Raw genomic sequence first — 25,867 nt, forward strand, 5'->3', positions numbered from 1 at the left:
GGCGGGTCGCCAGCCGGGCGACCCGCCGTTGCTGTTCCTCGGAGCCCAGGGCCTCCAGGAAGAGCGAGGCCGTGACCAGCATCTGGTCGACGTACAGCCCCGCGAGCATCAGCAGATCGTCGTCGCTCCAGCCCTCGGCCGCGCGATCCTTGGCCAGTTCGGCCTTCACTTCCTCGGTGAACAGGGCCAGTTGACCGCGAATGGCCTCCCGCACCGGCTGGACCCCGCCGTGCTGCTCGCGGGCGATGAAGCGGACGTGGGCGGGGTGGGCCCGCACATGACCGCCGATCAACTCCACGGCGCGGGTGATGCGTTCGTCGCTGTCACCGGCCGTGGACACGATGGTGCGGATCGTCGGGTGCAGACTGCTCAGCGCCTCCTCGACCAGGGCCACGCCGAGGTCCGCGGTGGAGCGGAAGTGCCGGTAGAAGGCGGTCGGGGCGACACCGACCGCACGGGTGACCTCGCGCAGACCCAGGCTGCTCAGGCTCTGCTCCTCCAGCAGCTCCAACGCGGCGTCCAGGAGCGCCTGTCGGGTCTTCTGCTTCTGCGCCTGCCGGATGCCGAGGGTGTGACTCATACCATGCAGTTAACAACTGTTCTCTGTAATTGGGAAGTCGTGCGGCGCGCTAGACTGGGAAGTCAGTGAACAAGTGTAACTACAAGCGTTCACCGAAGCGGAGGGGACTCATCCCATGCTCTTCCTGGTCGCCGCGCTCCTGCTGCTCGGCGTGGTCATGGGCACCGTGGCCCACGCGCCGATCGGCTTCACCCTCGTCACCGCCGCCGTGATCGCCGCCTGGCTCGGCGTCTTCGCACTCCGTGAGCGTCACGGCCGTCGGCGCCGGACGCCGACCCACTGACCGTCAGGAGCCCATCATGCAACTGACCGCACCGGCCAAGCGCCGCACCGGCATCCACGACACCGACGGCATGGCCGTCGCGTCCTTCGTCCTGGGCCTCCTGGGCCTTCTGGTCCTCAACATCTTCCTCGGCCCCATCGCCATCGCCCTGGCCACCATCGCCCTCTGGCGCGGCACCAACCGCCGCTTCCGCGCCTACCTCGGCCTCGGCCTGGGCGTCGCGGACCTGCTGGTCCTGGCGGCATTCATGCAGGCGGACAACACGATTTCCTGGAGCTTCTGAGGGCGACCTACGACTAGAGGGGGTGGACACCAACCCCGGCCAACCTCGAAACCAGCCAAGGACCGCCGCGCGTAGAATCGGCGTCACCATGGCATACCTCGACCACGCCGCGACCACCCCGATGCTCCCGGAGGCGGCAGAGGCACTCACCGCCCACCTGCGCAGTACGGGCAACGCCTCCTCCCTCCACGCATCCGGCCGCCAGGCCCGCCGCACCGTCGAGGAAGCCCGCGAGACCCTCGCGGAAGCCCTCGGCGCCCGCCCCAGCGAGGTCGTCTTCACCTCCGGCGGCACCGAGGCCGACAACCTCGCCGTCAAGGGCCTGTACTGGTCCCGGCGTGACGCCGACCCGGCCCGCACCCGGGTCCTGGCCAGCCCCGTCGAGCACCACGCCGTCCTGGACGCCGTCCACTGGCTCGGCGAACACGAGGGCGCCACCGTCGAGTACCTCCCCGTCGACTCCTACGGCCGGGTCCACCCCGAGGCCCTGCGCGAGGCCATCGCCCGCAACCCCGACGACGTCGCCCTCGCCACCGTCATGTGGGCGAACAACGAGATCGGCACGGTCCTGCCGATCCGCGAACTCGCCGAGACGGCCGCCGAGTTCGGCGTACCGCTGCACTCCGACGCCGTCCAGGCCTTCGGCCAGCTCCCGGTCGACTTCGCCGCCTCCGGCCTCGCCGCGATGACCGTCTCCGGCCACAAGATCGGCGGCCCGTACGGCATCGGCGCGCTGATCCTGGGCCGTGAGTACAGCCCCGTACCCGTCCTGCACGGCGGCGGCCAGGAGCGTCACGTCCGCTCCGGCACCCTCGACGTCCCCGCCATCGCCTCCTTCGCCGTGGCCGGCCGGCACGCCGCCGAGCACCGCGAGCAGTTCGCCCGCGAGATCGGCGCCCTGCGCGACGACCTGATCGACGTGGTCCGTACGGCGGTGCCGGACGCGATCCTCGGCGGTGACCCGGTGAACCGCCTCCCGGCCAACGCCCACTTCACGTTCCCCGGCTGCGAGGGCGACTCCCTGCTGCTGCTCCTGGACGCCCAGGGCATCGAGTGCTCCACCGGCTCCGCCTGCACCGCCGGAGTCGCCCAGCCCAGCCACGTCCTGCTCGCCACCGGCACCGACCCGGACCTGGCCCGCGGCACCCTCCGCTTCTCCCTCGGCCACACCTCCACGACGGCCGACGCCGAGGCGGTGGCCAAGGCCATCGGACCGGCGGTGGAACGGGCCCGCGCGGCAGGGCTGACGTAATCCCGCGTCAGGCCGGCGTCGCAGCCGAGCTCGCCTGCCGTACGAGCTTCATGTACCGGTCCCAGTCCCAGTGCTCCCCGGGATCGGTGTGGTCGGTGCCCGGCACCTCCACGTGCCCGATGATGTGCTCGCGGTCGACGGGTATGCCGTACCGCGCGCATATCCCAGCCGTGAGGCGGGCGGACGCGGCGTACATCGCGTCCGTGAAGTCCTGCGGGCGGTCGACGAAGCCCGCGTGCTCGATGCCGACGCTGCGTTCGTTGTAGTCGCGGTTGCCCGCGTGGTACGCCACATCCAGCTCGCGGATCATCTGCGCGATGTGGCCGTCCTTGCGGACGATGTAGTGCGACGCCGCTCCGTGCCCCGGGTCCTGGAAGACCCTCACCGCGCTGTCGAAGCTGCCCTGGGTGACATGGATGATCACCATGTCGATCGTGTAGTCGTCCGGCCGGTCCGCCCGCCGCCAGTTCGCCGACGAGGCCGCCACCCAGCGCGCGCCCGTGTAGTCGACGGCCCCCGCCACCCGCGGCTTCTCCACCCCGGGCACCTGCCACCACAGCTGCGACAGCTCGTCCCGCGCCAGCACGGCACCCGTGCCCACCGCGGCCGCGGCCCCGCCGATGATCAGCGCGCGCCGCCCGATCCGCCGGTCCTGGCCGCCGCCCTTCGTCTGCTCCATGTGATCGAGAACGGATACTCGCGGGCTCTGGTTCCCGCGCCCCCGTACCCTGGAAGGGCTATGACTGACACCCCGCAGCGCTCCCGCCCCCTCCGCGTCCTCGCCGCCATGTCCGGCGGGGTCGACTCCGCCGTCGCCGCCGCCCGCGCGGCCGAGGCGGGCCACGACGTGACCGGAGTCCATCTCGCGCTCTCCGCGAACCCGCAGTCGTTCCGCACGGGCGCGCGGGGCTGCTGCACCATCGAGGACTCCCGCGACGCCCGCCGCGCCGCCGACGTCATCGGCATCCCGTTCTACGTCTGGGACCTCGCCGACCGCTTCCGCGAGGACGTCGTGGAGGACTTCGTCGCCGAGTACGAGGCGGGCCGCACGCCCAACCCGTGCCTGCGCTGCAACGAGAAGATCAAGTTCGCCGCGCTGCTGGACAAGGCGCTGGCGCTGGGCTTCGACGCGGTCTGCACCGGGCACTACGCGAAGATCGTGACCCTGCCCGACGGCAGCCGCGAGCTGCACCGCGCCTCCGACATGGCCAAGGACCAGTCGTACGTCCTCGGTGTACTGGACGAGAAGCAGCTCGCGCACGCGATGTTCCCGCTCGGTGACACGGTCACCACAAAGGACGAGATCCGCGCGGAGGCCGAGCGCCGGGGCCTGGCGGTGGCCAAGAAGCCGGACTCGCACGACATCTGCTTCATCGCCGACGGCGACACCCAGGGCTTCCTGGCGAACCGGCTCGGCCGGGCGGAGGGCGACATCGTCGACGAGTCCGGCACCAAGCTGGGCACCCACGACGGGGCGTACGGCTTCACCATCGGCCAGCGCAAGGGGCTCAGGATCGGCACCCCCGCGCCCGACGGCAAGCCGCGCTACGTCCTCGACATCTCGCCGGTGAACAACACGGTCACCGTGGGCCCCGCCGAGGCCCTCGACGTCTCGGCGCTCACCGCGATCAAGCCCCGCTGGTGCGGCGCCGCCCCGGTCGGCCCCGGCACCTACACCGCCCAGCTGCGCGCCCACGGCGGCGAGACCGAGGTGACCGCGGAGCTCATCGACGGCGAACTCCAGGTGACCTTCACCGAGCCGGTCCGGGGCGTGGCCCCGGGCCAGGCGATCGTTCTGTACGACGGCACGCGCGTGGTCGGCTCGGCGACCATCGCGTCGACCACGCGCGCGACGGCGGGCGTGGCCTGAACCGACCGGCTCAGGCCACCTTGTAGGAAGGTCAGGCCACCTCCACCTCGTAGAAGCAGAGGTGGTCCTTGATCGCGGCCACGTCCGGCTTGGGTTCCGGGTAGGACCAGACGAGGTCCGCGGCGTCCGGCAGCGACCAGTAGGACGCCGTGCCCTTGAACGGGCAGACGGTGTGGGTCTCCGACGGGGTGAGCAGGTCGAGCCGGACGTCCTGCGGCGGGATGTAGTAGCGCACGGGGCAGCCCGTCTCCCGCAGGACAAGGGGCCGGTCGCTCTCCGCCAGCACCTGCCCGTCGTGGACGACGCGCACGCGCTGCGTGCCCTGCTCGATGGTGATCGTGTGGCCTCGGGTCGTGTTCTGCGTCATGTCGGGAAAAGCGCTCGCGGGCGCCCGGTTCTTCCCCCGTACGGTTGCTCCATGAATATCTGCGTCTTCCTCTCCGCCGCCGACCTCGACGACCGCTACACGCGCCCCGCGCGCGAGTTCGCGAAACTGCTGGGCAAGGGCGGGCACACGCTGGTGTGGGGCGGTTCGGACGTCGGCCTGATGAAGGTGGTGGCCGACGGCGTGCAGGAGGCGGGCGGACGCCTCGTGGGCGTCTCCGTGGAATTCCTGGCGGCCAAGGCGCGCCAGGGCGTCGACGAGATGGTGATCGCCAGGGATCTGGCCGAGCGCAAGAAGCTGCTCCTGGAGAAGTCCGACGCCGTGGTGATCATGGTGGGCGGCACCGGCACGCTCGACGAGGCCACGGAGATCCTGGAGCTGAAGAAGCACGGCCACACCGACAAGCCCGTGGTGCTGCTGAACACCGCGGGCTTCTACGACGGCCTGAAGGAGCAGTTCCGCCGCATGGAGGACGAGGGGTTCCTGCCCCGGCCGCTGGCCGACCTGGTGTTCTTCGCGGCGGAGCCGGTGGGTGCGCTGGCGTACCTGGAGGAGAGCCGGGGCGTGGCGTGATGACACGCGGGTGATGCGAGCATGGCGGGCATGGCTACACATGTGATCACCGGGGCGGGTTCCGGCATCGGCGCGGCCGTGGCCCGCCGTCTGCACGCGCGCGGGGACGACCTCGTGCTGCACGCGCGCGACGCGGGCCGCGCGAAGGAACTGGCCGCCGAGTTCCCCGGGGCGAGGACCCTCGTCGGCGACCTCGCGGACCCCGACCGGCTGAGCTGGGCGCTGTCCCACCAGACGCTGCCGGACCGGGTGGACTCCCTGCTGCACATCGCCGGCGTGGTCGACCTGGGCCCGGTCGGCGACCTCACCCCCAAGACCTGGCGTCACCAGCTCAACGTCAACCTCATCGCCCCCGCCGAGCTCACCCGTCTTCTCCTGCCCCAACTGCGCGCCGCCCGCGGCCACGTGGTCTTCGTGAACTCGGGCGCGGGGCTGAACGCCCACGCCGACTGGTCCGCGTACGCGGCCTCCAAGCACGGCCTGAAGGCCCTCGCCGACTCCCTGCGCCACGAGGAGCACGCGGGCGGCGTCCGCGTCACCTCCGTCTATCCCGGCCGCACGGCGAGCCCCATGCAGGCCAAGGTCCACCAGCAGGAGGGCAAGGAGTACGACCCGTCGAAGTGGATCGACCCGGAGTCCGTCGCCACGACGATCCTGATGGCCCTGGACCTGCCGAGGGACGCGGAGGTGAACGACCTGACAGTGCGGCCGGGGCGGTGAAATCGGCGGCAGGCGTTCCGTAGGCTGCCGGAGTGAGCGAAAACAGCCAGTTCCACTTCGGTGCCGCCACCGGCGTCGGTTCCCTGCCGGGCGGGGACGCCCGTGAGGCCGCCAAGACCGTCACCGGGTCCTTCGAGGACTTCCCGTTCCTGCCCGAGCTGCCCGCGCGGGGGCCCGGCGCCGACATGATCGGGCGGACCGCCGGGATGCTCGTCGAGCTGTACGCGCGCGTGGAGCCCAGTGGCTGGCGGCTCGGGGACCGGCCGGGACGGGACACCAAGCGGGCGTGGTCGTGGCTCGGCGAGGACCTCGACGCCCTGGAGGAGTTCACGCAGGGGTACGAGGGCCCGCTGAAGGTGCAGGCCGTGGGGCCGTGGACGCTCGCCGCGGCCATCGAGCTGAAGAACGGCGAGGCGGTCCTGTCCGACCCCGGCGCATGCCGCGACCTCGCCGCCTCCCTCACCGAGGGCCTGCGCCTGCACCTGGACGAGGTGCGGCGGCGTATCCCCGGCGCCCGGCTCGTGCTCCAGCTCGACGAGCCCTCCCTCACCGCCGTACTGCGCGGCCAGGTGCGGAGCGCCAGCGGCTACCGCACCCACCGAGCCGTCGACCGGCAGATCGTCGAGGCCACGCTCCGGGACGTCGTCGGCGTGCACGACGGCGGCCCGGTCGTGGTCCACTCCTGCGCCCCCGACGTCCCGTTCGCGCTGCTGCGCCGGGCCGGTGCCGCCGCCGTCTCCTTCGACTTCTCGCTTCTCACCGAGCGTGACGACGACGCGATCGGCGAGGCCGTGGAGGGCGGCACCCGGCTGTTCGCCGGTGTCGTGCCGAGCACGGACGGCCCATTGTCAGACCCTGCCGGTAGCGTCATGGGTGTCAGGACGCTGTGGCGCAGGCTGGGGCTGTCACCGGGGCTTCTTCCGGAGGCGGTCACGGTCACGCCCACGTGCGGACTCGCGGGCGCTTCCCCCGAGTACGCGCGCAGGGCCCTCGCCCACTGCGTCCGGGCGGCGAGATCCCTCGCGGACAACCCTGAGTAACGGGAGGACAACACGGTGGCCGGCGACAAGCAAGCGGAGTCCACAGCGGTACCCGCCGAGGCACGGGAGCGGCATGCGCGGCTCGCCGAGCAGGTCGAGGAGCACCGCTTCCGGTACTACGTGAAGGACGCTCCCGTCATCAGCGACGCGGAGTTCGACCAGCTCCTGCGCACCCTGGAGGAGCTGGAGGAGGAGTACCCGGAGCTGCGCACCCCGGACTCGCCGACCCAGAAGGTCGCCGGGTCCTACGAGACGGATTTCACGGCGGTCGAGCACCGCCAGCGCATGCTGTCCCTCGACAACACCTTCAACGACGACGAGCTCGCCGCGTGGGCCGACCGCATCGCCCGCGAACTGGGTGCGCAGGACTACCACTTCCTGTGCGAGCTCAAGGTCGACGGCCTCGCCGTCAACCTCACCTACGAGCACGGCCGCCTCACGCGCGCGGCGACCCGCGGCGACGGCCGCACCGGCGAGGACATCACCCCCAACGTCCGGACCATCGCCGAGATCCCGGACCGGCTGAAGGGCGACCGCGTCCCGGACCTGGTGGAGATCCGCGGCGAGGTCTACTTCCCGATGGAGAAGTTCGAGGAGCTCAACCGCCGCCTGGTGGAGGCCGGCGACAAGCCCTTCGCCAACCCGCGCAACGCGGCGGCCGGTTCCCTGCGCCAGAAGGACCCGCGCGTCACGGCCACCCGCCCGCTGCACATGGTGGTGCACGGCATCGGCGCCCTGGAGGGCTTCCAGGGCCTCACCCGCCTCTCCCAGGTCTACGACCTGCTGGGGGAGTGGGGCCTGCCCACCTCGCAGCACAACAAGGTGGTCGACGACCTCGAAGGCGTACGGGAGTTCATCGCGTACTACGGCGAGAACCGCCACTCCGTGGAGCACGAGATCGACGGTGTGGTGGTCAAGCTCGACGAGATCCGCCTCCAGGGCCGCCTCGGTTCGACGGCCCGCGCCCCGCGCTGGGCGATCGCGTACAAGTACGCGCCGGAGGAGGTCAACACCAAGCTCGTCAACATCCGCGTCGGCGTGGGCCGTACCGGCCGCGTCACGCCGTACGCGCAGGTGGAGCCGGTGACGGTGGCCGGCTCGGAGGTCGAGTTCGCCACCCTGCACAACCAGGACATCGTCAAGGCCAAGGGCGTCCTCATCGGCGACACGGTGGTGCTGCGCAAGGCCGGTGACGTCATCCCGGAGATCCTCGGCCCGGTCGTCGACCTGCGCGACGGCACCGAGCGCGAGTTCGTGATGCCGTCCGAGTGCCCCGAGTGCGGTACGGCGCTGAGGCCGATGAAGGAGGGCGACGTCGACCTGCGCTGCCCGAACTCCCGTGCCTGCCCCGCACAACTGCGCGAGCGGCTGTTCTATCTGGCGGGCCGCAAGGCGCTGGACATCGAGCACTTCGGCTATGTCGCCGCGGCCGCGCTCACCGGTCCGCTGGAGCCGGAGGAGCCGCCGCTGAAGGACGAGAGTGATCTGTTCGACCTCACCGTCGAGCAGCTGCTGCCCATCAAGGCGTACGTCCTCGACCAGGACAGCGGCCTGCCCAAGCGGGACCCCAAGACCGGCGAGGAGAAGATCGCCACGGTCTTCGCCAACCAGCAGGGCGAGCCCAAGAAGAACGCCCTCGCGATGCTGGAGAACATCGCGGCCGCCAAGCAGCGCCCGCTCGCCCGCGTCCTGACCGGCCTGTCGATCCGTCATGTCGGCCCGGTCGCCGCGGAGGCGCTGGCCCGCGAGTTCCGCTCCATCGACCGCATCGAGCAGGCGACCGAGGAGGAACTGGCCACCACCGACGGGGTCGGCCCCATCATCGCCGCCTCGCTCAAGGAGTGGTTCGCCGAGGACTGGCACCGCGAGATCATCCGCAAGTGGAAGGCCGCCGGCGTCCGCCTGGAGGAGCAGAGCACCGGCGAGGACGAGGGCCCCCGCCCGCTCGAAGGCCTCACCGTCGTCGTCACCGGCACGCTCGAACACTTCACGCGGGACGGCGCGAAGGAGGCGCTGCAGACCCGGGGCGCCAAGGTGACGGGTTCGGTTTCGAAGAAGACGTCATTCGTCGTTGTGGGTGACAACCCCGGATCGAAATACGACAAGGCGATGCAGCTCAAGGTGCCGGTCCTGAACGAGGAGGGGTTCAACGTCCTTCTGGAGCAAGGGCCTGAGGCCGCGTCGGAGGTCGCGCTTCCGACCGGCGAGTAGCGGTTGAGGAACACCCGATCGGCGCATATCAGATGCATACGGGCGGCCGGGGCGCATTCGGGCAACCGTCGACGACCGCTGCCCGTGGAAGCCTTCTGCGGCCTACTGTTGAGGTGTGCACCTGCCGTGCCCAGCTGCGGTTGGGGCATTCCCTTGCTCCTGGCGAGCACGGGGAACGGTTTTCCAACGCGGTGCCGTTGATGGATGTCGGGCAACGGGCCGCGTGGCGTGGGCACCGCCGGCTGTGAGAGGGACGGGAATGGAACCGACCGAGAGCGCCGCCCCGTACTCACGGCTGCGCCGGATGGCCGGCGCCTGGCGAGGGGGCCTCCGTTCTGCCTGGCGTGCGAGTGCCGCGGCGACGAGGGACACCGACGCCGGGCAGCGCATCGTGCCGGCCGGATGCGACGCCGCCGCCCTCACCGCCGGGCACGCCCCAGGACTGCCAGGAGTCGACGCCGAACGGCACCTGTCCTGGCCCGCGCTGCCCGCGGCGGTCGTCGCGGCCGCCGGGTTCGCCCTCGGCGCCGGATTCCTGCGGGCGTTCACCGGCCACCACCCGCTCTTCCCGTCCGGCACGGCCGGCTGGTCGCTGGCCGTGCTGACCGGCATCATCGTCGGCCACCTGGTCGCGCTCGGCCGCGCCCGCTGGTGGGGCGGCACCGGCTCCGGCGCCGCGCTCACCCTCGCCGTCCTGCTGCTGTACGGCTGGGTGCCCGCCGGGCTGGTCAGCCTCACCGTCGTCGTCCTGGTCGGCATAGCCCGGCGGCACCGCTGGCGGCAGGGCGTGCTGCACGGCGCGGTGGACATCCTCGGCATCGGCGCCGGCGCCCTCCTGCTGGCCGCCTTCGGCCGCGTACCGTCCGTCGAGACCCCCTGGCACCCCGCCACCTGGTCCCTCTACACCGCCACCGAGGTCATCCTGGTCGCGACCGCCTACCTCGCGGTCTCGCGCACCCTGCTGTGGTACCTGCACGCGCCCCGCCCCGGCGGACTGCCCACCATCGCCCGCACCGCCCTGGTCCGGCACGGCCTGGTCGCGGTCGCACTGCTCGGCATCGCACCCCTGATCTGTGTGGTCGCCGTCGCCAAGCCGATCCTGCTGCCGCTGTTCGCCATCCCCCTGATCGCCCTCGACTCCACCCTGTGGATAGCCCGCGCCCGCGCGGAGGAGCAACTGCGCGATCCGCTCACCGGGCTCCCCAACCGCCAGTGGCTCCTGGAGCGCATCTGGACCGCACTCGACGACGCCGAGCGCATCGACGCCCGCGCCGCCCTGATGCTGATCGACCTGGACCGGTTCCGATCGGTCAACGACACCCTCGGTCATCTCGCCGGTGACCGGCTGCTGCTGCAGACCGCCGACCGGCTGCGGCTGGCCCTGCCGCGCGGGGCGGAGGCCGCCCGGCTCGGCGGAGACGAGTTCGCCGTGTTACTCCCGGTCGCCGACTCCACGACGTCCGCCACGAGGATCGCCCGCGGCCTGGTCACCGCGCTCAGCTCCCCGATCGACCTCGACGGCCTCACCCTCGTGCTGGAGGCCAGCGCCGGCGTCGCCGTCTTCCCCGACCACGCCCTCGACGCCGAGGGCCTGCTGCGCCGCGCGGACGTGGCGATGTACCAGGCGAAACGCGACCGTACGGGGGTGGAGGTGTACGAGTCCAAGCGGGACTCCAACACCCCGGACCGGCTCGGTCTTCTCGCCGACCTGCGCCGCGCGCTGGACGCGCACGAGGTCGAGCTGCACTACCAGCCCAAGGTGCGCTTCGACGGGCAGGTGGCCGGTCTTGAGGCGCTGGTGCGGTGGGTGCACCCGGAGCGCGGGAAGGTGCCGCCGGACGAGTTCATCGCGATCGCCGAGTCGTCCGGGCTGATGCCGCAGCTGACGGAGTACGTGCTGGAGACGGCGCTCGGGCAGGTGGCGCAGTGGCGGTCGCAGGGGCTGTTCGTGCCGGTCGCGGTGAATGTGTCCCCGCGTGACGTGCACACTCCCGGCTTCGCGGGCTCGGTCGCTGCGCGCCTCGCCCGGCACGGAGTGCCCGCGGGAGCGCTCCAACTGGAGATAACGGAACACGTACTCCTTGAGGACCCGCAGCGGGCGGCCGACACGCTCGCCGGGCTGACCGGGCACGGCGTGAAGATGTCGCTGGACGACTTCGGCACGGGGTACTCCTCGCTCGTCCACCTCAAGCGGCTGCCGGTGAGTGAGCTGAAGATCGACCGTTCGTTCGTGGCACGGCTGGCGGTCGACGCGGAGGACGCGGAGATCGTGCGGTGCACCGTCGACCTGGCGCATTCGCTGGGGCTGCTCGTGGTCGCCGAGGGGGTCGAGGACGACGAGACGTGGGAGCGGCTGCGGGATCTGCGGTGCGATGCCGTGCAGGGGTGGCTGGTCGCCGCGGCGATGCCTCCTGAGGAGACGACGGCTTGGTTGCGGGCTCGGGGGGCCAGGGGGTGGCAGCGGCCGAAGGCCGCCTTGCCTGCGGCCGACTGAACTTCCATGGGTAGTGCCGGGTACTGAAGTCGTTTGGTAGTGCCGGGTACTGAAGTCGTTCGGCTGCGGCGGCGTCGTGGTTGATCGCGCAGTTCCCCGCGCCCCTTAAGGGCGTGGCTGCACCGTCTCTCAGAGAGCTGCTGTTAACCGTTTCACTGTCACCCCTCCCCGCCCCATAGGATTGAGGCCAAACCACACACACTCACCCCAGAGGATCGCTGCATGCCTGGCATCACGCGCGAGGAGGTCGCCCACCTCGCCCGGCTGGCGCGTCTGGAGCTGAAGCCCGAAGAGCTTGACCACTTCGCCGGCCAGCTGGACGACATCATCGGCGCGGTCGCCCGCGTCAGCGAGGTCGCCGACCAAGACGTACCGCCGACCTCGCACCCGCTCCCGTTGACGAACGTCATGCGCCCGGACGAGGTCCGCCCGTCGCTCACCCCCGAGCAGGCGCTCTCCGGCGCCCCGGCCCAGGAGCAGCAGCGTTTCAAGGTGCCGCAGATCCTGGGGGAGGAGTAATCCGCATGACGGACGCAATCATCAAGCTCACCGCCGCCGAGATCGCCGCGAGGATCGCCTCCGGCGAGCTCACGGCCGTCGAGGTCACCGAGGCCCACCTGGCCCGCATCGAGGCCGTCGACGAGAAGGTGCACGCCTTCCTGCACATCGACCGCGAGGGCGCCCTCGCCCAGGCCCGTGCCGTCGACGAGAAGCGGGCCAAGGGGGAGAAGCTCGGGCCGCTGGCCGGCGTTCCCCTCGCGCTCAAGGACATCTTCACCACCGAGGGCGTTCCCACCACCGTCGGCTCCAAGATCCTGGAAGGGTGGATTCCGCCGTACGACGCCACCCTCACCAAGAAGCTGAAGGACGCCGACGTCGTCATCCTCGGCAAGACCAACATGGACGAGTTCGCCATGGGGTCCTCGACCGAGAACAGCGCGTACGGGCCCACCGGCAACCCCTGGGACCTCACCCGTATCCCGGGCGGCTCCGGCGGCGGTTCCTCCGCCGCGCTGGCCTCGTTCCAGGCCCCGCTCGCCATCGGCACCGACACCGGCGGCTCCATCCGTCAGCCGGCCGCCGTCACCGGCACGGTCGGCGTGAAGCCGACGTACGGGGCCGTCTCCCGGTACGGCATGGTGGCGTTCTCCTCCTCCCTCGACCAGGGCGGGCCCTGCGCCCGTACGGTCCTGGACGCGGCCCTGCTGCACGAGGTGATCGCCGGGCACGACCCGCTCGACTCCACCTCCATCGACGCCCCGGTCCCGCCGGTCGTCGAGGCCGCCCGCAACGGCAGCGTCGCCGGGATGCGCGTCGGCGTCGTCAAGCAGTTCCGCGGCGAGGGCTACCAGGCCGGCGTGATCCAGCGCTTCGACGAGTCCGTGACCCTCCTCAAGGAGCTGGGCGCGGAGATCGTCGAGCTGGACTGCCCGTCCTTCGACCTCGCGCTGTCGGCGTACTACCTGATCGCCCCGAGCGAGTGCTCCAGCAACCTCGCCCGCTTCGACGGCCTGCGCTACGGCCTGCGTACCGGCGACGACGGCTCGCACTCCGCCGAGGAGGTCACCTCGCTGACCCGCGAGGCCGGCTTCGGCGCCGAGGTCAAGCGGCGCATCATGCTCGGCACATACGCCCTGTCGAGCGGCTACTACGACGCGTACTACGGCAGCGCCCAGAAGGTCCGTACGCTGATCAAGCAGGACTTCGACAAGGCGTTCGAGCAGGTCGATGTGATCGTCTCACCGACCACGCCCACCACCGCCTTCCCGATCGGTGAGCGTGCCGACGACCCGATGGCGATGTACCTCGCGGACCTGTGCACCATCCCGACCAACCTGGCGGGCAACGCGGCCATGTCCCTGCCCTGCGGCCTCGCCCCGGAGGACAACCTCCCGGTCGGCCTGCAGATCATCGCCCCGGCGATGCAGGACGACCGCCTTTACAAGGTGGGCGCCGCCGTCGAGGCCGCCTTCGTGGAAAAGTGGGGGCACCCGCTCCTGGAGGAGGCTCCGTCGCTGTGAGTGCACTGTCCAAGGCCAAGGGCTTCAAGAAGTCGAAGTCCGGTACGTACCTGTCCATGGCCGCCACCGCGTTCGGCGCGATCGGCGTCGCCAAGCAGATCAAGAAGGCCCGTGCCGAGAACGACACGCTGCGGCTCGTCGACGCCGTCGTCACCGCCGCCGGCGTCGTCACCGGCCTCGCCATGCTCTACCGCGAGCTGAAGCGGCTGGGCGACGACGACGTCCTGCTGGGCTGAGAGGGAAGTTTCACCGTGACCACCACGACCGACCTGGTGTCGTACGAGGACGCGCTGGCGTCGTACGACCCCGTCATGGGCCTTGAGGTCCATGTCGAACTCGGCACCAAGACCAAGATGTTCTGCGGCTGTTCGACCGCGCTCGGCGCCGACCCGAACACCCAGACCTGCCCCGTCTGCCTCGGCCTGCCCGGCGCGCTCCCGGTCATGAACAAGACCGGCGTCGAGTCGGCCATCAAGATCGGCCTCGCGCTGAACTGCGAGATCGCCGAGTGGTGCCGCTTCGCCCGGAAGAACTACTTCTATCCGGACATGCCGAAGAACTTCCAGACCTCCCAGTACGACGAGCCGATCGCCTTCAACGGCTACCTCGACGTACAGCTGGAGGACGGCACCACCTTCCGCGTGGAGATCGAGCGCGCCCACATGGAGGAGGACACCGGCAAGTCCACGCACGTGGGCGGCGCGACGGGCCGGATCCACGGCGCCTTGCACTCGCTGCTGGACTACAACCGCGCCGGCATCCCGCTCATCGAGATCGTCACCAAGCCGATCGTCGGAGCGGGCGAGCGTGCTCCCGAGGTGGCGAAGGCGTACGTCCGTGAGCTGCGCGAGCTGATCCGCGCGCTCGGCGTGTCCGAGGCCCGCATGGAGATGGGCCAGATGCGCTGCGACGTGAACCTGTCGCTGATGCCCAAGGACGCCGACAAGTTCGGCACGCGCTCCGAGACCAAGAACGTCAACTCGCTGCGCTCCGTGGAGCGTGCGGTGCGCTTCGAGATCCAGCGGCACGCGGCCGTGCTCGGCGACGGCGGCACGGTGATCCAGGAGACCCGGCACTTCCACGAGGACACGGGGACGACGACCTCGGGCCGTACGAAGGAGGAGGCCGAGGACTACCGGTACTTCCCCGAGCCGGACCTGGTGCCCGTGGCCCCGTCCCGGGAGTGGGTCGAGGAGATCCGCGCCTCGCTGCCGGAGCTGCCGCTGGTGCGCCGCAACCGGCTGCGCGAGGAGTGGGGCATCTCCGCCACGGACATGCAGGCGATCCTCAACGCCGGTGCGCTGGACCCGATCGTCGCCACGATCGACGCCGGTGCCGACGCGGCCGCCGCCCGCAAGTGGTGGATGGGTGAACTGGCCCGCAGCGCCAACGAGTCGGGCAAGGCGCTCGACGAGCTGGCGATCACTCCGGCCCAGGTCGCGCGGGTCGCCGAGCTGGTCTCGAAGGGCGACCTGAACGACAAGCTGGCCCGCCAGGTCATCGAGGGCGTCCTCGCGGGCGAAGGCACCCCGGACGAGGTCGTCGACAAGCGCGGCCTGAAGGTCGTCTCCGACGAGGGCGCGCTCACCGCCGCCGTCGACGAGGCCATCGCCGGCAACCCGGGCGTCGCGGACAAGATCCGCGGCGGCAAGGTGGCCGCGGCCGGCGCCCTGGTCGGCGCGGTCATGAAGGCGACCCGGGGCCAGGCCGACGCGGCCCGCGTCAAGGAGCTGATCCTGCAGAAGCTGGGCGTCAGCGAGGGCTGAGCAACGACCAAGGGGGGTGCATCGGTCTCGGTGCACCTCCCTTGGTGTGTCCGCCCTTTGGTGTGTCCCCCTTTGGTGTGCCCCCCTTGGTGTGTCACAACGGCCGCTGCCCCACCAGTCGTACGAAGCCCAGCGCGCGGCCCTCGTCCGCCCGCAGCATCTCGCCGACCCGGCGGGACATCGTGCGATGGAACTCCTCCGGGCTCTCCTCGGCGACCACGTCGCACCACAGCAGCCAGTCCCGCCAGCCGTCGTCCAGCCAGTCGGCGGCCTCGACCTCGACAGCGCCGCCGCGGGTCCAGTGGCGTCGCCACCAGTCGGCGGAGTGGAAGCACCAGAAGTCGGGCTCCCACCATGGTCTGAGATGCTCGGGCGGCTCCGTGCCGTCCGGTTCGTCCCGCAGTGCGGGCACGACGACACCGATCCGCCCGCCGGGCTTCACCAGCCGCGTCAAGGTGGGCAGGTAGAGGTCGTCGGTGCCGAAGTACTGATACGCGTCGATGCTCACGATCGCGTCGAACGTGTCCTCGCCGAACGGCAGGTCGTGCGCCTCGGCGTGCACCGGCAGCACCCGGTCGGCGACGCCCGCCGCGGCGAGCCGCTCGGCGTTCTCGTCGGGCTTGATCCACAGGTCGGCGGCGGTGACCTGGACGTCGTACTCCCGGGCGAGGAAGACCGAGGTGAGCGCGCGGCCGCAGCCCAGGTCGAGCACACGCGCGCGTGGGGGCAGGGAATCGAGGCCGAGCGCGGGGGCCAGCCACTCCAGCAGCCACAGCGGGTTCGGGCCCATCTGATGGTCGACGACCCAGCGCGCGTCGTACTGGTTGCTGCGCGGGTAGCGGTCGTGGATGAGTCGCTCAGTGAGATCAGGCATAGACAGAGTTCACCCGATTGTCCTGTGAGCTGCCTCCCACTCTTGTGAATAAACACACGAAACGACCAAACGATCATTTCTCCCTGTAAGAGTGGCTGCATTGCTCATGCGTTCTTTGCGGGCCGTTCAGACTACGGACGACTGTTCCCGGTCAAAGATCCACAAGTCATATCCTGGGAGCACGTACGTGGCAGCCCTCGCCCGCTGGTGTGTTCGGAACCGCTTGGTCGCTGTTCTCCTGTGGCTCCTCGCTTTCGGCGGCGTTGCCGCTGCCGCCACCGCGACCGGCACGGCGTACTCGAACGACTACCAGGTCCCCGGCACCGAATCGGGGCGGGCCGGGCAACTGCTGAAAGAGGGCTTCCCGGAGCTGGGCGGCGCTGCGGGCACGGTCGTCTGGCACACCGAGACCGGGTCCGTCCGCGCGGCCGACGTCGAACAGACGATGACCCGCACCCTGCACGCCATCGCACAACTGCCCGGCGTGGCCACCGTGGTGAGCCCGTACGACGGTCAGGGCGCGGGCCAGATCAGCGAGGACGGCCGTACCGCGTACGCCACGGTCGCCTTCCGCGACCAGTCCCAGGACATCGGCGAGTCCGAGGCGCGGGCCGTCGTGGACACCGCCAAGGACGCCCAGGCCGACGGGCTCCAGGTGGAGCTGGGCGGCACCGCCATCGGCCTCACCGACCCGTCCGGCGGCCATCTCGCCGAGGTCGTCGGCGTGGTGGTCGCCGCGGTCGTGCTGTTCCTCGCCTTCGGCTCGCTCGCCGCCTCCCTGCTGCCCATCGCCACCGCCCTGGTCGGCGTCGGCACCGCCTACGCCGGGATCGTGCTGCTCGGGCACGCCATGACCGTCGCCGACTTCGCGCCCATGCTGGGCATGCTGATCGGGCTAGGCGTCGGCATCGACTACGCGCTGTTCATCGTCACCCGGCACCGGCGGGGCCTGAAACGCGGCCTGGACGTCACCGAGGCGGCCACAACGGCCGTCGCCACCACGGGACGTGCGGTGGTGTTCGCGGGTGCCACCGTTTGCATCGCGCTGCTGGGGATGCTGATACTCCAGCTCGGCTTCCTCAACGGTGTGGCCATCGCCGCCTCGCTGACCGTCGTGCTCACCGTCGCGGCCTCCGTGACCCTGCTGCCCGCCCTGCTGTCCTTCATCGGCATGCGCGCGCTCAGCCGCCGCGAACGCCGCCACCTGGAGGAACACGGTCCCGAACCCGAGCTGCCCACCGGGTTCGCCGCCCGCTGGTCCGCCTTCGTCGAACGGCACCCCAAGAAGCTCGGCGCCGTCGCGCTCGCCGTCATCACGCTGCTCGCCCTGCCCACCCTCTCGCTCCGCCTCGGCACCTCCGACCAGGGCAACAACCCCGAGTCGACCACCACCAGGAAGGCCTACGACCTCCTCGCCGACGGCTTCGGACCCGGCGTCAACGGCCCCCTCACCCTCGTCACCGACATCCACGGCGCCGAGGACCGGCTCGCCGTCGACAGCCTCGGCAGCAGCCTGCGCGCCACCGAGGGGGTCGCCGCCGTGACACCGGTGACGTTCGACTCCGGCGGGCACACCGCGTACCTCACCGTCGTACCCGAGTCGTCCCCGCAGTCGGCGAGCACCAGTGACCTCGTCGACCGGCTGCGCACCGAGGTGCTGCCGCGCGCCGAGGCCGGCACCTCGCTCGACGTGCACGTCGGCGGGGTCACGGCCGCCTACGACGACTTCGCGGAGGTGATCATCGACAAGCTGCCGCTGTTCGTCGGCGTGGTCATCGGGCTCGGCTGTGTGCTGCTGCTGCTCGCCTTCCGGTCCGTCGGCATCCCGCTGAAGGCCGCCGCGATGAACGTCGCCGCCGTCGCCGCCTCCTTCGGGGTGGTCGTCGCGATCTTCCAGTGGGGCTGGGGCAGCGAACTGCTCGGGCTCGGCCGCGCGGGCCCGATCGAGCCCTTCCTCCCCGTGATCATGGTGTCGGTGCTCTTCGGGCTCTCCATGGACTACCAGGTCTTCCTGGTCAGCCGGATGTACGAGGAGTGGCTGGAGACCGGCGACAACCGGCGGTCCGTCCGGGTCGGCCTCGCCGAGACCAGCCGGGTGATCAACTCCGCCGCGGTCATCATGATCTCGGTCTTCCTGGCCTTCGTGCTCAGCGGCGACCGCGTGATAGCCATGTTCGGCATCGCGCTCGCCGCCGCCGTCGCCCTCGACGCGTTCGTGCTCCGTACGCTGCTGGTGCCCGCCCTGATGCACCTGCTCGGCGGCGCCAACTGGTGGCTGCCCGGCTGGCTCGACCGGCACCTGCCCCGGATCAGCATCGAGCCGCCCGAGTCCCGCGCCGAGCAGGAAAATCTCAAGGACGTCGACGCCGAACGTGAGAAGCTCACGGACGTCGTGGACGTACTGGAGAAGGAGCGGCGTTCGGATGTACGCGATATCCCTGGGTGACGACGGGGCCCGGCTGCGGCCCCTGGAGCCCTGGCACGCCGAGGAGTTCCTCGCCCACCTCGACCGCGGGCGGGACTTCATCACCCGGCACATCCCGTTCGGCGCCAAGGCCACCGACCTCGACTCCGCCCGGGCCCTGCTCCAGTCGTACGCCGACAAGCGCGCCGCCGACAGCGGCTCCATGCACGGCATCTGGCTGGACGGCAAGCTCGTCGGCGGTGTCCTCTTCCGCGTCTTCGACGCCGCCACCGGGGTCTGCGAGATCGGCGTCTGGCTGGAACCGGCGGCCACCGGACGAGGCCTCATCACGCGCGCGTCCCGCATCCTGATCGACTGGGCGTTCGACGAGCGCGGTATGCACCGGGTGGAGTGGCACGCGGCGTCCGACAACACGGCCAGCATCAACGTGGCACGCCGGCTCGGCATGACCCGGGAGGGCGTGCTGCGCGAGAGCTATCCCTGGCGGGGCGTGCGGCAGGATTACGAGATCTGGGCGGTGCTGGCGCCGGAGTGGGCCGAGGCAAGCATGCGCGGCGCTCACAACGATCATTAAGGAACCTCTCAGACTCCGTCCGTACGGTGCGGGGCATGGGAACCAAGACTGTGGACGAGACCCCCGCCGAGACCGGCGCCGAGGCCGAGGCGAAGACCGACGAGGAGCGGGTCGAGGAGGCGGCGGACGCCACCGCCACGGAAGCCGACACCGACCCCGGCGCCGAGGACGGTGACGCGCAGCCCGAAGCGTCCAACGACGCCGGCCCCTCCGGTGTCGGCCAGGGCGCCGGCGCCGTCGTCGCCGTCGCGCTCGGCATCGTCTCGCTCACCGGCAGCTGGGTCGGCACCGTGGCCTCCGCGCGCGAGTCGCTGATCGGCCAGCTGCAGACCTCGCAGACCTCCAGCGTCGCCACCATGGTCAAGGAGGGCTACGGCGACGCCTGGGCCGCCAACGCCCTGTGGGCCGGCGTGTTCGCGCTGGCCGCGCTGATCGTCGGCGTCGTGGTCCTGGCCCGCCCCGCGTTCGGCGCCCCCGGAAAGCCGCAGGCGCCGTGGATCAAGTCGGTCGCCTGGGCCGGTGTCTCCCTCGGCGTGATCGGCCTGTTCCTGGCCGTCCTGAAGTACACCGGCGTACTCCTGGGCCTGCCCGCCACCGGCTGAGCCGACACGGACCCACGAGGGGTCCCCGGACGTCCAGAGGTACTGACGGACGTACGGGGACCCCTCGTTTTTTGCGCGTCGGCGTGCGGCTCAGGAAGCGAGCACTGCGCGGCCCTCGGCGATGATGGCCGCCAGTTCCTCGACCTCCTGCGGGGCGAGGGACGTCAGCGGCGGCCGTACCGGTCCCGCTTCGATGCCCTCCAGGGTGACCCCGGCCTTCACCAGCGCCACCGCGTAGCCCGGAACCCGCTGGCGCAGCCGGACCAGGGGGTGGAAGAAGGCGCGCTGCAGCGCGTCGATCCGCTTCTGGTCGCCCTCCTCCACCGCGCGGTGGAAGGCGATGGAGACATCCGGCGCGAAGGCGAAGGCGGCCGAGGAGTACAGCTCCACCCCCAGCGCCCGGTACGCCTGCTGGCTGGCCTCTGCCGTGGGCATGCCGTTGAAGAACTGGAACTGCTTGCCGGTCCCGTCGAGTGAGTCCCGTACGGCGGGGACGATCCGCGCGACGAGATCGAGGTCGCCCGTTCCGTCCTTCAGACCCATGACGGTGTGCAGCTGGGCGACCTCCGCCGCCGAGCGCTCGTCGAACCGCGCGTTGGCCCGGTTGTAGACGATCAGCGGCAGGTCGGTCTCCCCGGCGACTTCCCGGGTGTAGGCGACGAGCCCGGCAGCGGGTGCCTCGACCAGGTAGGGCGGCATGAGCAGCAGGCCGTCCGCACCGGCCTCGGCCGCCGCCCGCGCGAACCGCCTGGCCAGGCCGAGGGCGCCGCCGGCCCCGGCGTACACCGGGACGCGTCCCCCCACCGCGTCGACGGCGGTCCGTACGACCGCGGTGAACTCATCCAGGTCCAGGGCATGGAACTCGCCGGTGCCGCAGGCGACGAACACTCCGCCCGGGCTGGCGTCGACCCCGGCCGCGATGTGCCGGCGCAGCGCGTCGAGGTCGACCTCGCCGGTCGCGGTGAACGGGGTGACGGGGAAGAAGAGAACGCCTTCGAGCATGGTGTTTTCCTACTCATCGTGAGGGACAGCGCGGGCGGGGGACGGGGGTGCTGCGGCGACGCTTCCGGTTGACGCCGGGGCGCGGACCACGTTGCTGAGCGCGTCGCCGCGCTTCAGCCGGTCGATGTTGTCGGCGATCTCTGTCGCGCGGGCGGCGAAGGTGTCGGCCGTGTGGCCCGAATGGTGCGGGGTCATCAGCACGTTCGGCAGGTCGTGGAAGGGCAGTCGGCTGGGCGCCTCGGGAGGGCCCGACCACCACACGTCCAGTGCGGCGCCCGCGATGGTGCCCGAGCTCAGCGCTTCGTAGAGCGCTTCCTCCTGCACCACCGGCCCGCGGGCCACGTTGACCAGCAGGGCCTCGGGGCCCATGGCCGCCAGTTCGGCGGGGCCGATCAACCCCCTGGTGGCGGCGGTGAGGGGGACGGTGACCACCACGATGTCGGAATCGGCGAGGAGTTCGGCCAGCCGGTCGTTGCCGCCGACCCAGTCGGGCCGCAGATCCGCGGGGACCGGCGCGCGGGGGTCGCGCCGTACGGCACGGATGCGCAGGCCGACCGCCTGGCAGAGCCGGGCGACCTCGGTGCCGGTCTCGCCGAAACCGATGATGCCCACGCGGCGGCCCGGCAGCGTGGTCCCGAAGGCAAGCCCGGGATCGACCGCCACATTGCGCCAGCGTCCGGCGCGCAGCGCGCGGTCGGCTCCCAGGACGTCCCGGGAGAGCATCAGGATCGACATCAGCACGTGCTCGGCGATGGAACGGCCGTGGTGGTGGGTGGTGGCGACCGTGACCCCCGGGTGGAGCGCGTCCAGCGGGATGCCGTCGTAGCCGGCGCCGACAACATGGACGAGCCGCAGCCGTTGGGCACGCCGTGCGTCCTCGGGGCGCAGCGTGGAGCCGACGTAGACCTCGACGTCGGCGATGGCCTCGGAGCGCCGCGCCGCGTCCCAGTCGTAGGACTCCAGCCAGTCGTGCTGTCCCCGCGTGGACGTTGTGAGCCGGTCGTGGAAGCGGCTCAGGATGCGGTGGTCCAGCATGATGCGCATGAGCCGCTCACCACCTCCGAGTTCCGTATCATGAACGCCATCCCCATATGTAGTCGGCGTTCTCATTTGTAGACAGCTGTGGGCCGCGGTGTCAATGGGCGGCCTCCGGCACCGGGGTGAGCAGGACCCCCTCGGTCATGAACCGCTCCACATTGCGCAGCACCAGCTCGCCCATGGCCTCGCGGGTCTCCCTGGTGGCGCTGGCGATGTGGGGGAGCAGGACCACCCGGTCCGAGTCCAGCAGCGCCTGGGGCACGTTCGGCTCGTCGGCGAAGACATCGAGCGCCGCACCCGCGATCCGCCCCGCCTCCAGCGCCGCGACCAGGGCCGATTCGTCGACGACGCTGCCCCGCGCCACGTTCACCAGGTGACCCTCGGGCCCGAGCGCCTCCAGCACCGCCGCCGAGACCAGCCCCTCGGTGCCCGCCCCGCCCGCGACCGTGACCACGAGCGCGTCGCAGGCGGCGGCCAGCGCCTCGGCGGTGGGCAGATGGCGGTAGGGCACATCGGCCACCGGGACGCGCGAGCAGTACGACACCTCGGTACCGAAGCCTTCGAGCCGCCGCGCGACGGCCCGGCCGATGCGGCCGAGCCCGAGGATGCCGACCCGCTTCCCGCTCACCCGCGAGGCCAGCGGAAACGGCGCGGCGGTCCACCCTCCGCCGCGTACGTACCGGTCGGCGGCCGACAACCGGCGCATGGAGTCGATCAGCGCGCCCACGGCGAGGTCGGCCACACAGTCGGTGAGCACGTCGGGGGTGTTGCTGACGTCGATGCCGCGCGCCCGGGCGCGGACCACGTCCGTGGTCTCGTAGCCGACGCCGAAGTGGACGATGGCGCGCAGCCGCGGCAGTGCGTCCATCAGGGCGTTGTCGACCCCGGTCCGCGCGCTGGTCACGGCGGCGACCACCTCGCCGCCGTGGTCGCGCAGGTACGCGGCCGGATCGGGCAGTTCGTGCAGGCGCACCGTGCGGTAACGCCCGGCCAGGGTCCGCTCCAGGCCGGTGAGCAGGGGCGACACCTGGAGCAAGGTGGCCGGGGTGCTGGAGGTGATGTCGGCCGTGGGTCCGGGGATGGCCATGTGATCTCCTGTCTGCGTCGAGGAAGTCGAGGAAGTCGAGGGGTCGGGGGCGCGCGGCACGTGCGGCCGGGGTGGGTCGGGCCGGGGGGTGCGGAAGCGGCGCGGGACGGGTCCGATCCTGCGCATCCCTTGACGCTGCCACGGCGCCGGTTTAGCTTCGGCGTTCACAGATGCGGACCGCGTACGCAAGTGTAGACACCGCCTCGCGGCCGCCCGTACGTGGAACGCGACACATCAGCACTCACCGGAGACGAGCCGACAATGAAGTTCTCCGTTTCCCCCATCCCGCCCGCCGGACGAAGGCGGTCCCGCGCGACGACTGCGATGCTCCTGGCGGGCACGGTGCTGTTGTCCAGCGGCTGCGCTGTCGCGGGCAGCGCCGCCGGTGACGCCGGCCGCGCCGACGGCCGCACGCTGCGGGTGGTGCTCACTCAGGAGCCACCGACCCTGGAACCGTGCGAGGCCTCCCTGACCGGCACCGGCGTCGTCGTCCGGTCCAACATCACCGAGCCGCTCGTCGAACGCGACCCGGACTCCGGCGAACTGCACCCCCTGCTCGCCACGGGCTGGAAGCAGACGGACGAGCGCACCTGGACTTTCGACACGCGCACCGGGGTGACCTTCCAGAACGGCGAGCCGTTCACCGCCGAGGACGCCGCCTTCTCCATCGACCGGGCGGTCAACTCCGACCTCGCCTGCAACGTCGAGGGCTATGTCTTCGGCGACGCCGACCTCGAAGTGAAGGCGGTGAGCGACACCCGGCTGACCGTCACCACCGAGCAGCCCGACCCGATCCTGCCGCTGCGCCTGAGCTTCGTGGAGATCGTGCCGCGCACGACCGACGCCGAGGCAAAGGTCCGTATCCCCATAGGCACCGGCCCCTACGCCGTCAGCTCCTGGCAGCCCGGAGCGGCGATCTCCCTCAACCGCTACGACGGCTACTGGGGCGAGGCCCCGGCCTTCCCCCGGGCCCGTTACGTCTGGCGCAGCGACGCGAGCGTCAGGGCCGCCATGATCGACAAGGGCGAGGCGGAGATCGCGGTGGCCCTCGACCCCATCGAGGCCCACAAGGACACGACTGCCTCCTACCCCAACAACGAGACGACCGCGCTGCGGCTGGACGGCCGCGAGCCGCCGCTCGACGACCTCCGGGTACGCCGGGCCGTCGACCTGGCCGTGGACCGCGAGGGCATCATCGACGCCCTGCTCGGCGGACTCGCGGAGCCGGCCGGGCAGCTGGTCCCGCCCGGCGTGGTGGGACACAACGACGAGATCCGGCCGACCCGGCAGAACGTTGCCCGGGCCAAGGCCCTGATCGAGGAGGCCAAGGCCGACGGTGTGCCCGTCGACCGGCAGATCACCCTGGTAGCCCGCAACGGCATGTTCTCCGGGGTGTCGGAGACCGCTGAGGCCCTCCAGTACCAGATGCAGCAGATCGGGCTGAACGTACGAGTACGGATGGCCGACACCGCCACCCAGCTCCAGTACCAGCTCCGGCCGCTGCCCAAAGGCGTCGGCCCCATCGCCCTGCTGATCATGCACGGCAACCAGGCCGGCGACGCGGCCTTCACCACGAGCCAGTACCTGATGAGCGACGGCCCGCAGTCCACCTTCGGCACCGAGGAACTCGACCGGCGCATCGCCGAGGCGGATGCCCTCTCCGGCGACGAGCGCCAGAAGGCCTTCGCGGAGTTGCTCGCCGACCAGAACAAGACGGTCGTTCAGTACACCCATCTGGCCCACATGAGCGGACTGCTCGGCCTGTCACCGTCCATCCGGTACGAGCCGGACTCCGCCACCGGCGACGAGATGCGGCTGGCAGAGGTCAGCCCGGCGAAGGCGGCACAGCACTGACATGGTTACCTTTCTGCGCAAACGCATGCTCTCCAGCGCCATCCCCCTGGTGTGCGTGGTGCTGGGCGTGTTTTTCCTGGCCCGGATGACGGGCAACCCGGTCGACCTCTACCTCCCGCTGAGCGCCACCGCCGAGCAGCGCGCGGAGTTCGCCGCGGCGCAGGGCTTCGACCTCTCCATCCCGGCACAGCTGTGGAACTACCTCGTCGACGCCGCGCACCTGGACTTCGGCACCTCGCTCAGGACCGGGCAGTCCGCGACCGAGATGGTGCTCGACGCCTTCCCCGTCACCCTGCAGCTCGCCGGCGTGACCATGCTGCTGGCGATCACCGGAGCGGTACTGATCGGCAGCCTGGCCGCCTACCGGCCCAACTCCCTGGTCGACCGGATCGCCAGCCTGCTGTCCATGACGGCCGCCAGCATCCCCGACTTCTGGTTCGCCGTCATGGGCGTCCTGGTCTTCGGCGTGAGCCTCGGCTGGTTGCCCACCTCGGGCACCCTGGGCGGACCCGAGGTCTGGGTCCTGCCCATCGCGACCCTGCTGATCCGCCCGTTCGGTGTGCTGGTCCAGGTGGTGCGCGGCAGCATGGTCTCCGCGCTCTCCGCGCCCTACGTCAAGATCGCCCGGAGCAAGGGCGCCACGCCCCGCCGGGTGATCTTCGGTCACGCCCTGCGCAACGCGGTGACGCCCGTGCTGACCGTGGCCGGTGACCTGACGGTGGGCCTGGTCAACGGTGCCGTGATCGTGGAGACGATCTTCGGCTGGCCCGGCATCGGCAAACTCATGATCGACTCCATTCTGCAGCGCGACTTCGCGGTCCTCCAGGCGGCCGTTCTGCTCACCGCGGTGACCATCTTCGCGCTGAACATTCTGGTCGACGTCTGTCACGCGCTGACCGATCCCCGAGTGCGTCAGGCGGTGCCGGCATGAGC

General features: G+C 71.0%; 25 protein-coding genes. 18 read left to right on the forward strand and 7 right to left on the reverse strand.

Annotation, left to right across the window (positions count from 1 at the left end):
- Nucleotides 1-580 (reverse strand): TetR family transcriptional regulator (locus SSP24_RS22475; RefSeq protein WP_141311492.1); only part of this gene is annotated, 580 nt, incomplete at its 3' end.
- Between the two features lie 115 nt (nucleotides 581-695).
- On the opposite strand from SSP24_RS22475, the gene SSP24_RS42955 reads away from it, so the two are divergent.
- The 3 genes from SSP24_RS42955 (at nucleotide 696) to SSP24_RS22485 (ending at nucleotide 2,398) form a co-directional block, all read left to right on the forward strand.
- A complete protein-coding gene (locus tag SSP24_RS42955) occupies nucleotides 696-863 on the forward strand; it encodes a hypothetical protein (RefSeq protein ID WP_167529661.1) in 168 nt (55 codons plus the stop codon).
- Between the two features lie 16 nt (nucleotides 864-879).
- Complete coding sequence (locus SSP24_RS22480; RefSeq protein WP_141311493.1) at nucleotides 880-1,146, forward strand: DUF4190 domain-containing protein; 267 nt, start codon at nucleotides 880-882, stop codon at nucleotides 1,144-1,146.
- Between the two features lie 88 nt (nucleotides 1,147-1,234).
- Complete coding sequence (locus SSP24_RS22485; protein WP_141311494.1) at nucleotides 1,235-2,398, forward strand: cysteine desulfurase family protein; 1,164 nt, start codon at nucleotides 1,235-1,237, stop codon at nucleotides 2,396-2,398.
- 7 nt (nucleotides 2,399-2,405) lie between these two features.
- Here SSP24_RS22485 and SSP24_RS22490 read toward each other — a convergent pair whose 3' ends face one another.
- Nucleotides 2,406-3,077, reverse strand: a complete 672-nt coding sequence (locus SSP24_RS22490) for an N-acetylmuramoyl-L-alanine amidase (RefSeq protein ID WP_141311495.1) — start codon at nucleotides 3,075-3,077, stop codon at nucleotides 2,406-2,408.
- Nucleotides 3,078-3,137: 60 nt separating this feature from the next.
- Here SSP24_RS22490 and mnmA point away from each other — a divergent pair, with 60 nt between their 5' ends.
- A complete protein-coding gene (gene mnmA, locus SSP24_RS22495) occupies nucleotides 3,138-4,268 on the forward strand; it encodes a tRNA 2-thiouridine(34) synthase MnmA (RefSeq protein ID WP_141311496.1) in 1,131 nt (376 codons plus the stop codon).
- Between the two features lie 31 nt (nucleotides 4,269-4,299).
- Here mnmA and SSP24_RS22500 read toward each other — a convergent pair whose 3' ends face one another.
- The gene (locus tag SSP24_RS22500; RefSeq protein WP_141311497.1) at nucleotides 4,300-4,635 is read right to left on the reverse strand and encodes a DUF427 domain-containing protein; all 336 of its coding nucleotides are present in this window, start codon (nucleotides 4,633-4,635) and stop codon (nucleotides 4,300-4,302) included.
- A 51-nt stretch (nucleotides 4,636-4,686) separates the two neighbouring features.
- Between SSP24_RS22500 and SSP24_RS22505 the strand changes: the two genes are divergently transcribed.
- The 9 genes from SSP24_RS22505 to gatB all read left to right on the forward strand — a co-directional run bounded on the left by SSP24_RS22505 (nucleotide 4,687) and on the right by gatB (nucleotide 15,478).
- Nucleotides 4,687-5,226, forward strand: coding sequence for an LOG family protein (locus tag SSP24_RS22505; RefSeq protein ID WP_141311498.1), 540 nt, complete (start codon nucleotides 4,687-4,689; stop codon nucleotides 5,224-5,226).
- A 21-nt stretch (nucleotides 5,227-5,247) separates the two neighbouring features.
- Nucleotides 5,248-5,946: an SDR family oxidoreductase gene (locus SSP24_RS22510; protein ID WP_141311499.1), complete on the forward strand. Its 699-nt coding sequence runs from the start codon at nucleotides 5,248-5,250 to the stop codon at nucleotides 5,944-5,946.
- 32 nt (nucleotides 5,947-5,978) lie between these two features.
- Nucleotides 5,979-6,986 carry a methionine synthase gene (locus SSP24_RS22515; protein WP_141311500.1) on the forward strand — a complete coding sequence of 336 codons (1,008 nt, stop codon included), beginning with the start codon at nucleotides 5,979-5,981 and terminating at the stop codon, nucleotides 6,984-6,986.
- Nucleotides 6,987-7,001: 15 nt separating this feature from the next.
- Nucleotides 7,002-9,197, forward strand: coding sequence for an NAD-dependent DNA ligase LigA (gene ligA, locus SSP24_RS22520; protein WP_141311501.1), 2,196 nt, complete (start codon nucleotides 7,002-7,004; stop codon nucleotides 9,195-9,197).
- Between the two features lie 259 nt (nucleotides 9,198-9,456).
- Nucleotides 9,457-11,691, forward strand: coding sequence for a putative bifunctional diguanylate cyclase/phosphodiesterase (locus tag SSP24_RS22525; RefSeq protein ID WP_141311502.1), 2,235 nt, complete (start codon nucleotides 9,457-9,459; stop codon nucleotides 11,689-11,691).
- A 222-nt stretch (nucleotides 11,692-11,913) separates the two neighbouring features.
- On the forward strand, nucleotides 11,914-12,210 hold the full coding sequence (gatC, locus tag SSP24_RS22530; protein WP_004925108.1) for an Asp-tRNA(Asn)/Glu-tRNA(Gln) amidotransferase subunit GatC: 297 nt from the start codon (nucleotides 11,914-11,916) through the stop codon (nucleotides 12,208-12,210).
- 5 nt (nucleotides 12,211-12,215) lie between these two features.
- Complete coding sequence (gene gatA / locus SSP24_RS22535) at nucleotides 12,216-13,712, forward strand: Asp-tRNA(Asn)/Glu-tRNA(Gln) amidotransferase subunit GatA (protein WP_141311503.1); 1,497 nt, start codon at nucleotides 12,216-12,218, stop codon at nucleotides 13,710-13,712.
- Entirely contained in the window at nucleotides 13,709-13,948 is a 240-nt protein-coding gene (locus SSP24_RS22540) for a hypothetical protein (protein ID WP_141311504.1), read from the forward strand. The genes gatA and SSP24_RS22540 overlap by 4 nt, the downstream gene beginning before the upstream one ends.
- A 15-nt stretch (nucleotides 13,949-13,963) precedes the next feature.
- Complete coding sequence (gene gatB / locus SSP24_RS22545) at nucleotides 13,964-15,478, forward strand: Asp-tRNA(Asn)/Glu-tRNA(Gln) amidotransferase subunit GatB (protein WP_141311505.1); 1,515 nt, start codon at nucleotides 13,964-13,966, stop codon at nucleotides 15,476-15,478.
- A gap of 94 nt (nucleotides 15,479-15,572) precedes the next feature.
- Here the strand turns inward: gatB and SSP24_RS22550 are convergent, their stop codons facing one another.
- On the reverse strand, nucleotides 15,573-16,352 hold the full coding sequence (locus tag SSP24_RS22550) for an SAM-dependent methyltransferase (RefSeq protein WP_141311506.1): 780 nt from the start codon (nucleotides 16,350-16,352) through the stop codon (nucleotides 15,573-15,575).
- A 187-nt stretch (nucleotides 16,353-16,539) separates the two neighbouring features.
- Between SSP24_RS22550 and SSP24_RS22555 the strand changes: the two genes are divergently transcribed.
- Genes SSP24_RS22555 through SSP24_RS22565 form a run of 3 tightly spaced genes read left to right on the forward strand, consistent with a single transcriptional unit; the run spans nucleotide 16,540 to nucleotide 19,953 of the window.
- A complete protein-coding gene (locus SSP24_RS22555) occupies nucleotides 16,540-18,798 on the forward strand; it encodes an MMPL family transporter (RefSeq protein WP_141311507.1) in 2,259 nt (752 codons plus the stop codon).
- Nucleotides 18,776-19,351 carry a GNAT family N-acetyltransferase gene (locus tag SSP24_RS22560; RefSeq protein ID WP_141311508.1) on the forward strand — a complete coding sequence of 192 codons (576 nt, stop codon included), beginning with the start codon at nucleotides 18,776-18,778 and terminating at the stop codon, nucleotides 19,349-19,351. The genes SSP24_RS22555 and SSP24_RS22560 overlap by 23 nt, the downstream gene beginning before the upstream one ends.
- Before the next feature lie 35 nt (nucleotides 19,352-19,386).
- Nucleotides 19,387-19,953 carry a hypothetical protein gene (locus SSP24_RS22565; RefSeq protein ID WP_141311509.1) on the forward strand — a complete coding sequence of 189 codons (567 nt, stop codon included), beginning with the start codon at nucleotides 19,387-19,389 and terminating at the stop codon, nucleotides 19,951-19,953.
- Between the two features lie 90 nt (nucleotides 19,954-20,043).
- Here SSP24_RS22565 and SSP24_RS22570 read toward each other — a convergent pair whose 3' ends face one another.
- The 3 genes from SSP24_RS22570 to SSP24_RS22580 form a co-directional block, all read right to left on the reverse strand.
- Complete coding sequence (locus SSP24_RS22570) at nucleotides 20,044-20,955, reverse strand: 5-dehydro-4-deoxyglucarate dehydratase (RefSeq protein WP_141311510.1); 912 nt, start codon at nucleotides 20,953-20,955, stop codon at nucleotides 20,044-20,046.
- Between the two features lie 9 nt (nucleotides 20,956-20,964).
- Nucleotides 20,965-21,999 (reverse strand): 2-hydroxyacid dehydrogenase, encoded by a 1,035-nt coding sequence (locus SSP24_RS22575; protein WP_141311511.1) that lies wholly within the window; start codon nucleotides 21,997-21,999, stop codon nucleotides 20,965-20,967.
- Nucleotides 22,000-22,090: 91 nt separating this feature from the next.
- Nucleotides 22,091-23,080, reverse strand: a complete 990-nt coding sequence (locus SSP24_RS22580; protein WP_141311512.1) for a 2-hydroxyacid dehydrogenase — start codon at nucleotides 23,078-23,080, stop codon at nucleotides 22,091-22,093.
- 261 nt (nucleotides 23,081-23,341) lie between these two features.
- Here SSP24_RS22580 and SSP24_RS22585 point away from each other — a divergent pair, with 261 nt between their 5' ends.
- Both SSP24_RS22585 and SSP24_RS22590 read left to right on the forward strand, forming a co-directional pair.
- On the forward strand, nucleotides 23,342-24,934 hold the full coding sequence (locus SSP24_RS22585) for an ABC transporter substrate-binding protein (protein ID WP_229865919.1): 1,593 nt from the start codon (nucleotides 23,342-23,344) through the stop codon (nucleotides 24,932-24,934).
- Between the two features lies 1 nt (nucleotide 24,935).
- Entirely contained in the window at nucleotides 24,936-25,865 is a 930-nt protein-coding gene (locus tag SSP24_RS22590; RefSeq protein ID WP_141311513.1) for an ABC transporter permease, read from the forward strand.
- Nucleotides 25,866-25,867: the final 2 nt, after the last annotated feature.

Source organism: Streptomyces spinoverrucosus, assembly GCF_006539505.1.
GTDB lineage: Bacteria > Actinomycetota > Actinomycetes > Streptomycetales > Streptomycetaceae > Streptomyces > Streptomyces spinoverrucosus.

Excerpts from the sequence above, each read along its gene's own strand:
- SSP24_RS42955 (WP_167529661.1), top strand. The coding sequence starts at position 696 with ATGCTCTTCCTGGTCGCCGCGCTCCTGCTGCTCGGCGTGGTCATGGGC.
- SSP24_RS22480 (WP_141311493.1), top strand. The coding sequence starts at position 880 with ATGCAACTGACCGCACCGGCCAAGCGCCGCACCGGCATCCACGACACC.
- SSP24_RS22485 (WP_141311494.1), top strand. The coding sequence starts at position 1,235 with ATGGCATACCTCGACCACGCCGCGACCACCCCGATGCTCCCGGAGGCG.
- SSP24_RS22490 (WP_141311495.1), bottom strand. The coding sequence starts at position 3,077 with ATGGAGCAGACGAAGGGCGGCGGCCAGGACCGGCGGATCGGGCGGCGC.
- mnmA (WP_141311496.1), top strand. The coding sequence starts at position 3,138 with ATGACTGACACCCCGCAGCGCTCCCGCCCCCTCCGCGTCCTCGCCGCC.
- SSP24_RS22500 (WP_141311497.1), bottom strand. The coding sequence starts at position 4,635 with ATGACGCAGAACACGACCCGAGGCCACACGATCACCATCGAGCAGGGC.
- SSP24_RS22505 (WP_141311498.1), top strand. The coding sequence starts at position 4,687 with ATGAATATCTGCGTCTTCCTCTCCGCCGCCGACCTCGACGACCGCTAC.
- SSP24_RS22510 (WP_141311499.1), top strand. The coding sequence starts at position 5,248 with ATGGCGGGCATGGCTACACATGTGATCACCGGGGCGGGTTCCGGCATC.
- SSP24_RS22525 (WP_141311502.1), top strand. The coding sequence starts at position 9,457 with ATGGAACCGACCGAGAGCGCCGCCCCGTACTCACGGCTGCGCCGGATG.
- gatC (WP_004925108.1), top strand. The coding sequence starts at position 11,914 with ATGCCTGGCATCACGCGCGAGGAGGTCGCCCACCTCGCCCGGCTGGCG.
- gatA (WP_141311503.1), top strand. The coding sequence starts at position 12,216 with ATGACGGACGCAATCATCAAGCTCACCGCCGCCGAGATCGCCGCGAGG.
- SSP24_RS22550 (WP_141311506.1), bottom strand. The coding sequence starts at position 16,352 with ATGCCTGATCTCACTGAGCGACTCATCCACGACCGCTACCCGCGCAGC.
- SSP24_RS22560 (WP_141311508.1), top strand. The coding sequence starts at position 18,776 with ATGTACGCGATATCCCTGGGTGACGACGGGGCCCGGCTGCGGCCCCTG.
- SSP24_RS22565 (WP_141311509.1), top strand. The coding sequence starts at position 19,387 with ATGGGAACCAAGACTGTGGACGAGACCCCCGCCGAGACCGGCGCCGAG.
- SSP24_RS22570 (WP_141311510.1), bottom strand. The coding sequence starts at position 20,955 with ATGCTCGAAGGCGTTCTCTTCTTCCCCGTCACCCCGTTCACCGCGACC.
- SSP24_RS22575 (WP_141311511.1), bottom strand. The coding sequence starts at position 21,999 with ATGCGCATCATGCTGGACCACCGCATCCTGAGCCGCTTCCACGACCGG.
- SSP24_RS22580 (WP_141311512.1), bottom strand. The coding sequence starts at position 23,080 with ATGGCCATCCCCGGACCCACGGCCGACATCACCTCCAGCACCCCGGCC.
- SSP24_RS22585 (WP_229865919.1), top strand. The coding sequence starts at position 23,342 with ATGAAGTTCTCCGTTTCCCCCATCCCGCCCGCCGGACGAAGGCGGTCC.
- SSP24_RS22590 (WP_141311513.1), top strand. The coding sequence starts at position 24,936 with ATGGTTACCTTTCTGCGCAAACGCATGCTCTCCAGCGCCATCCCCCTG.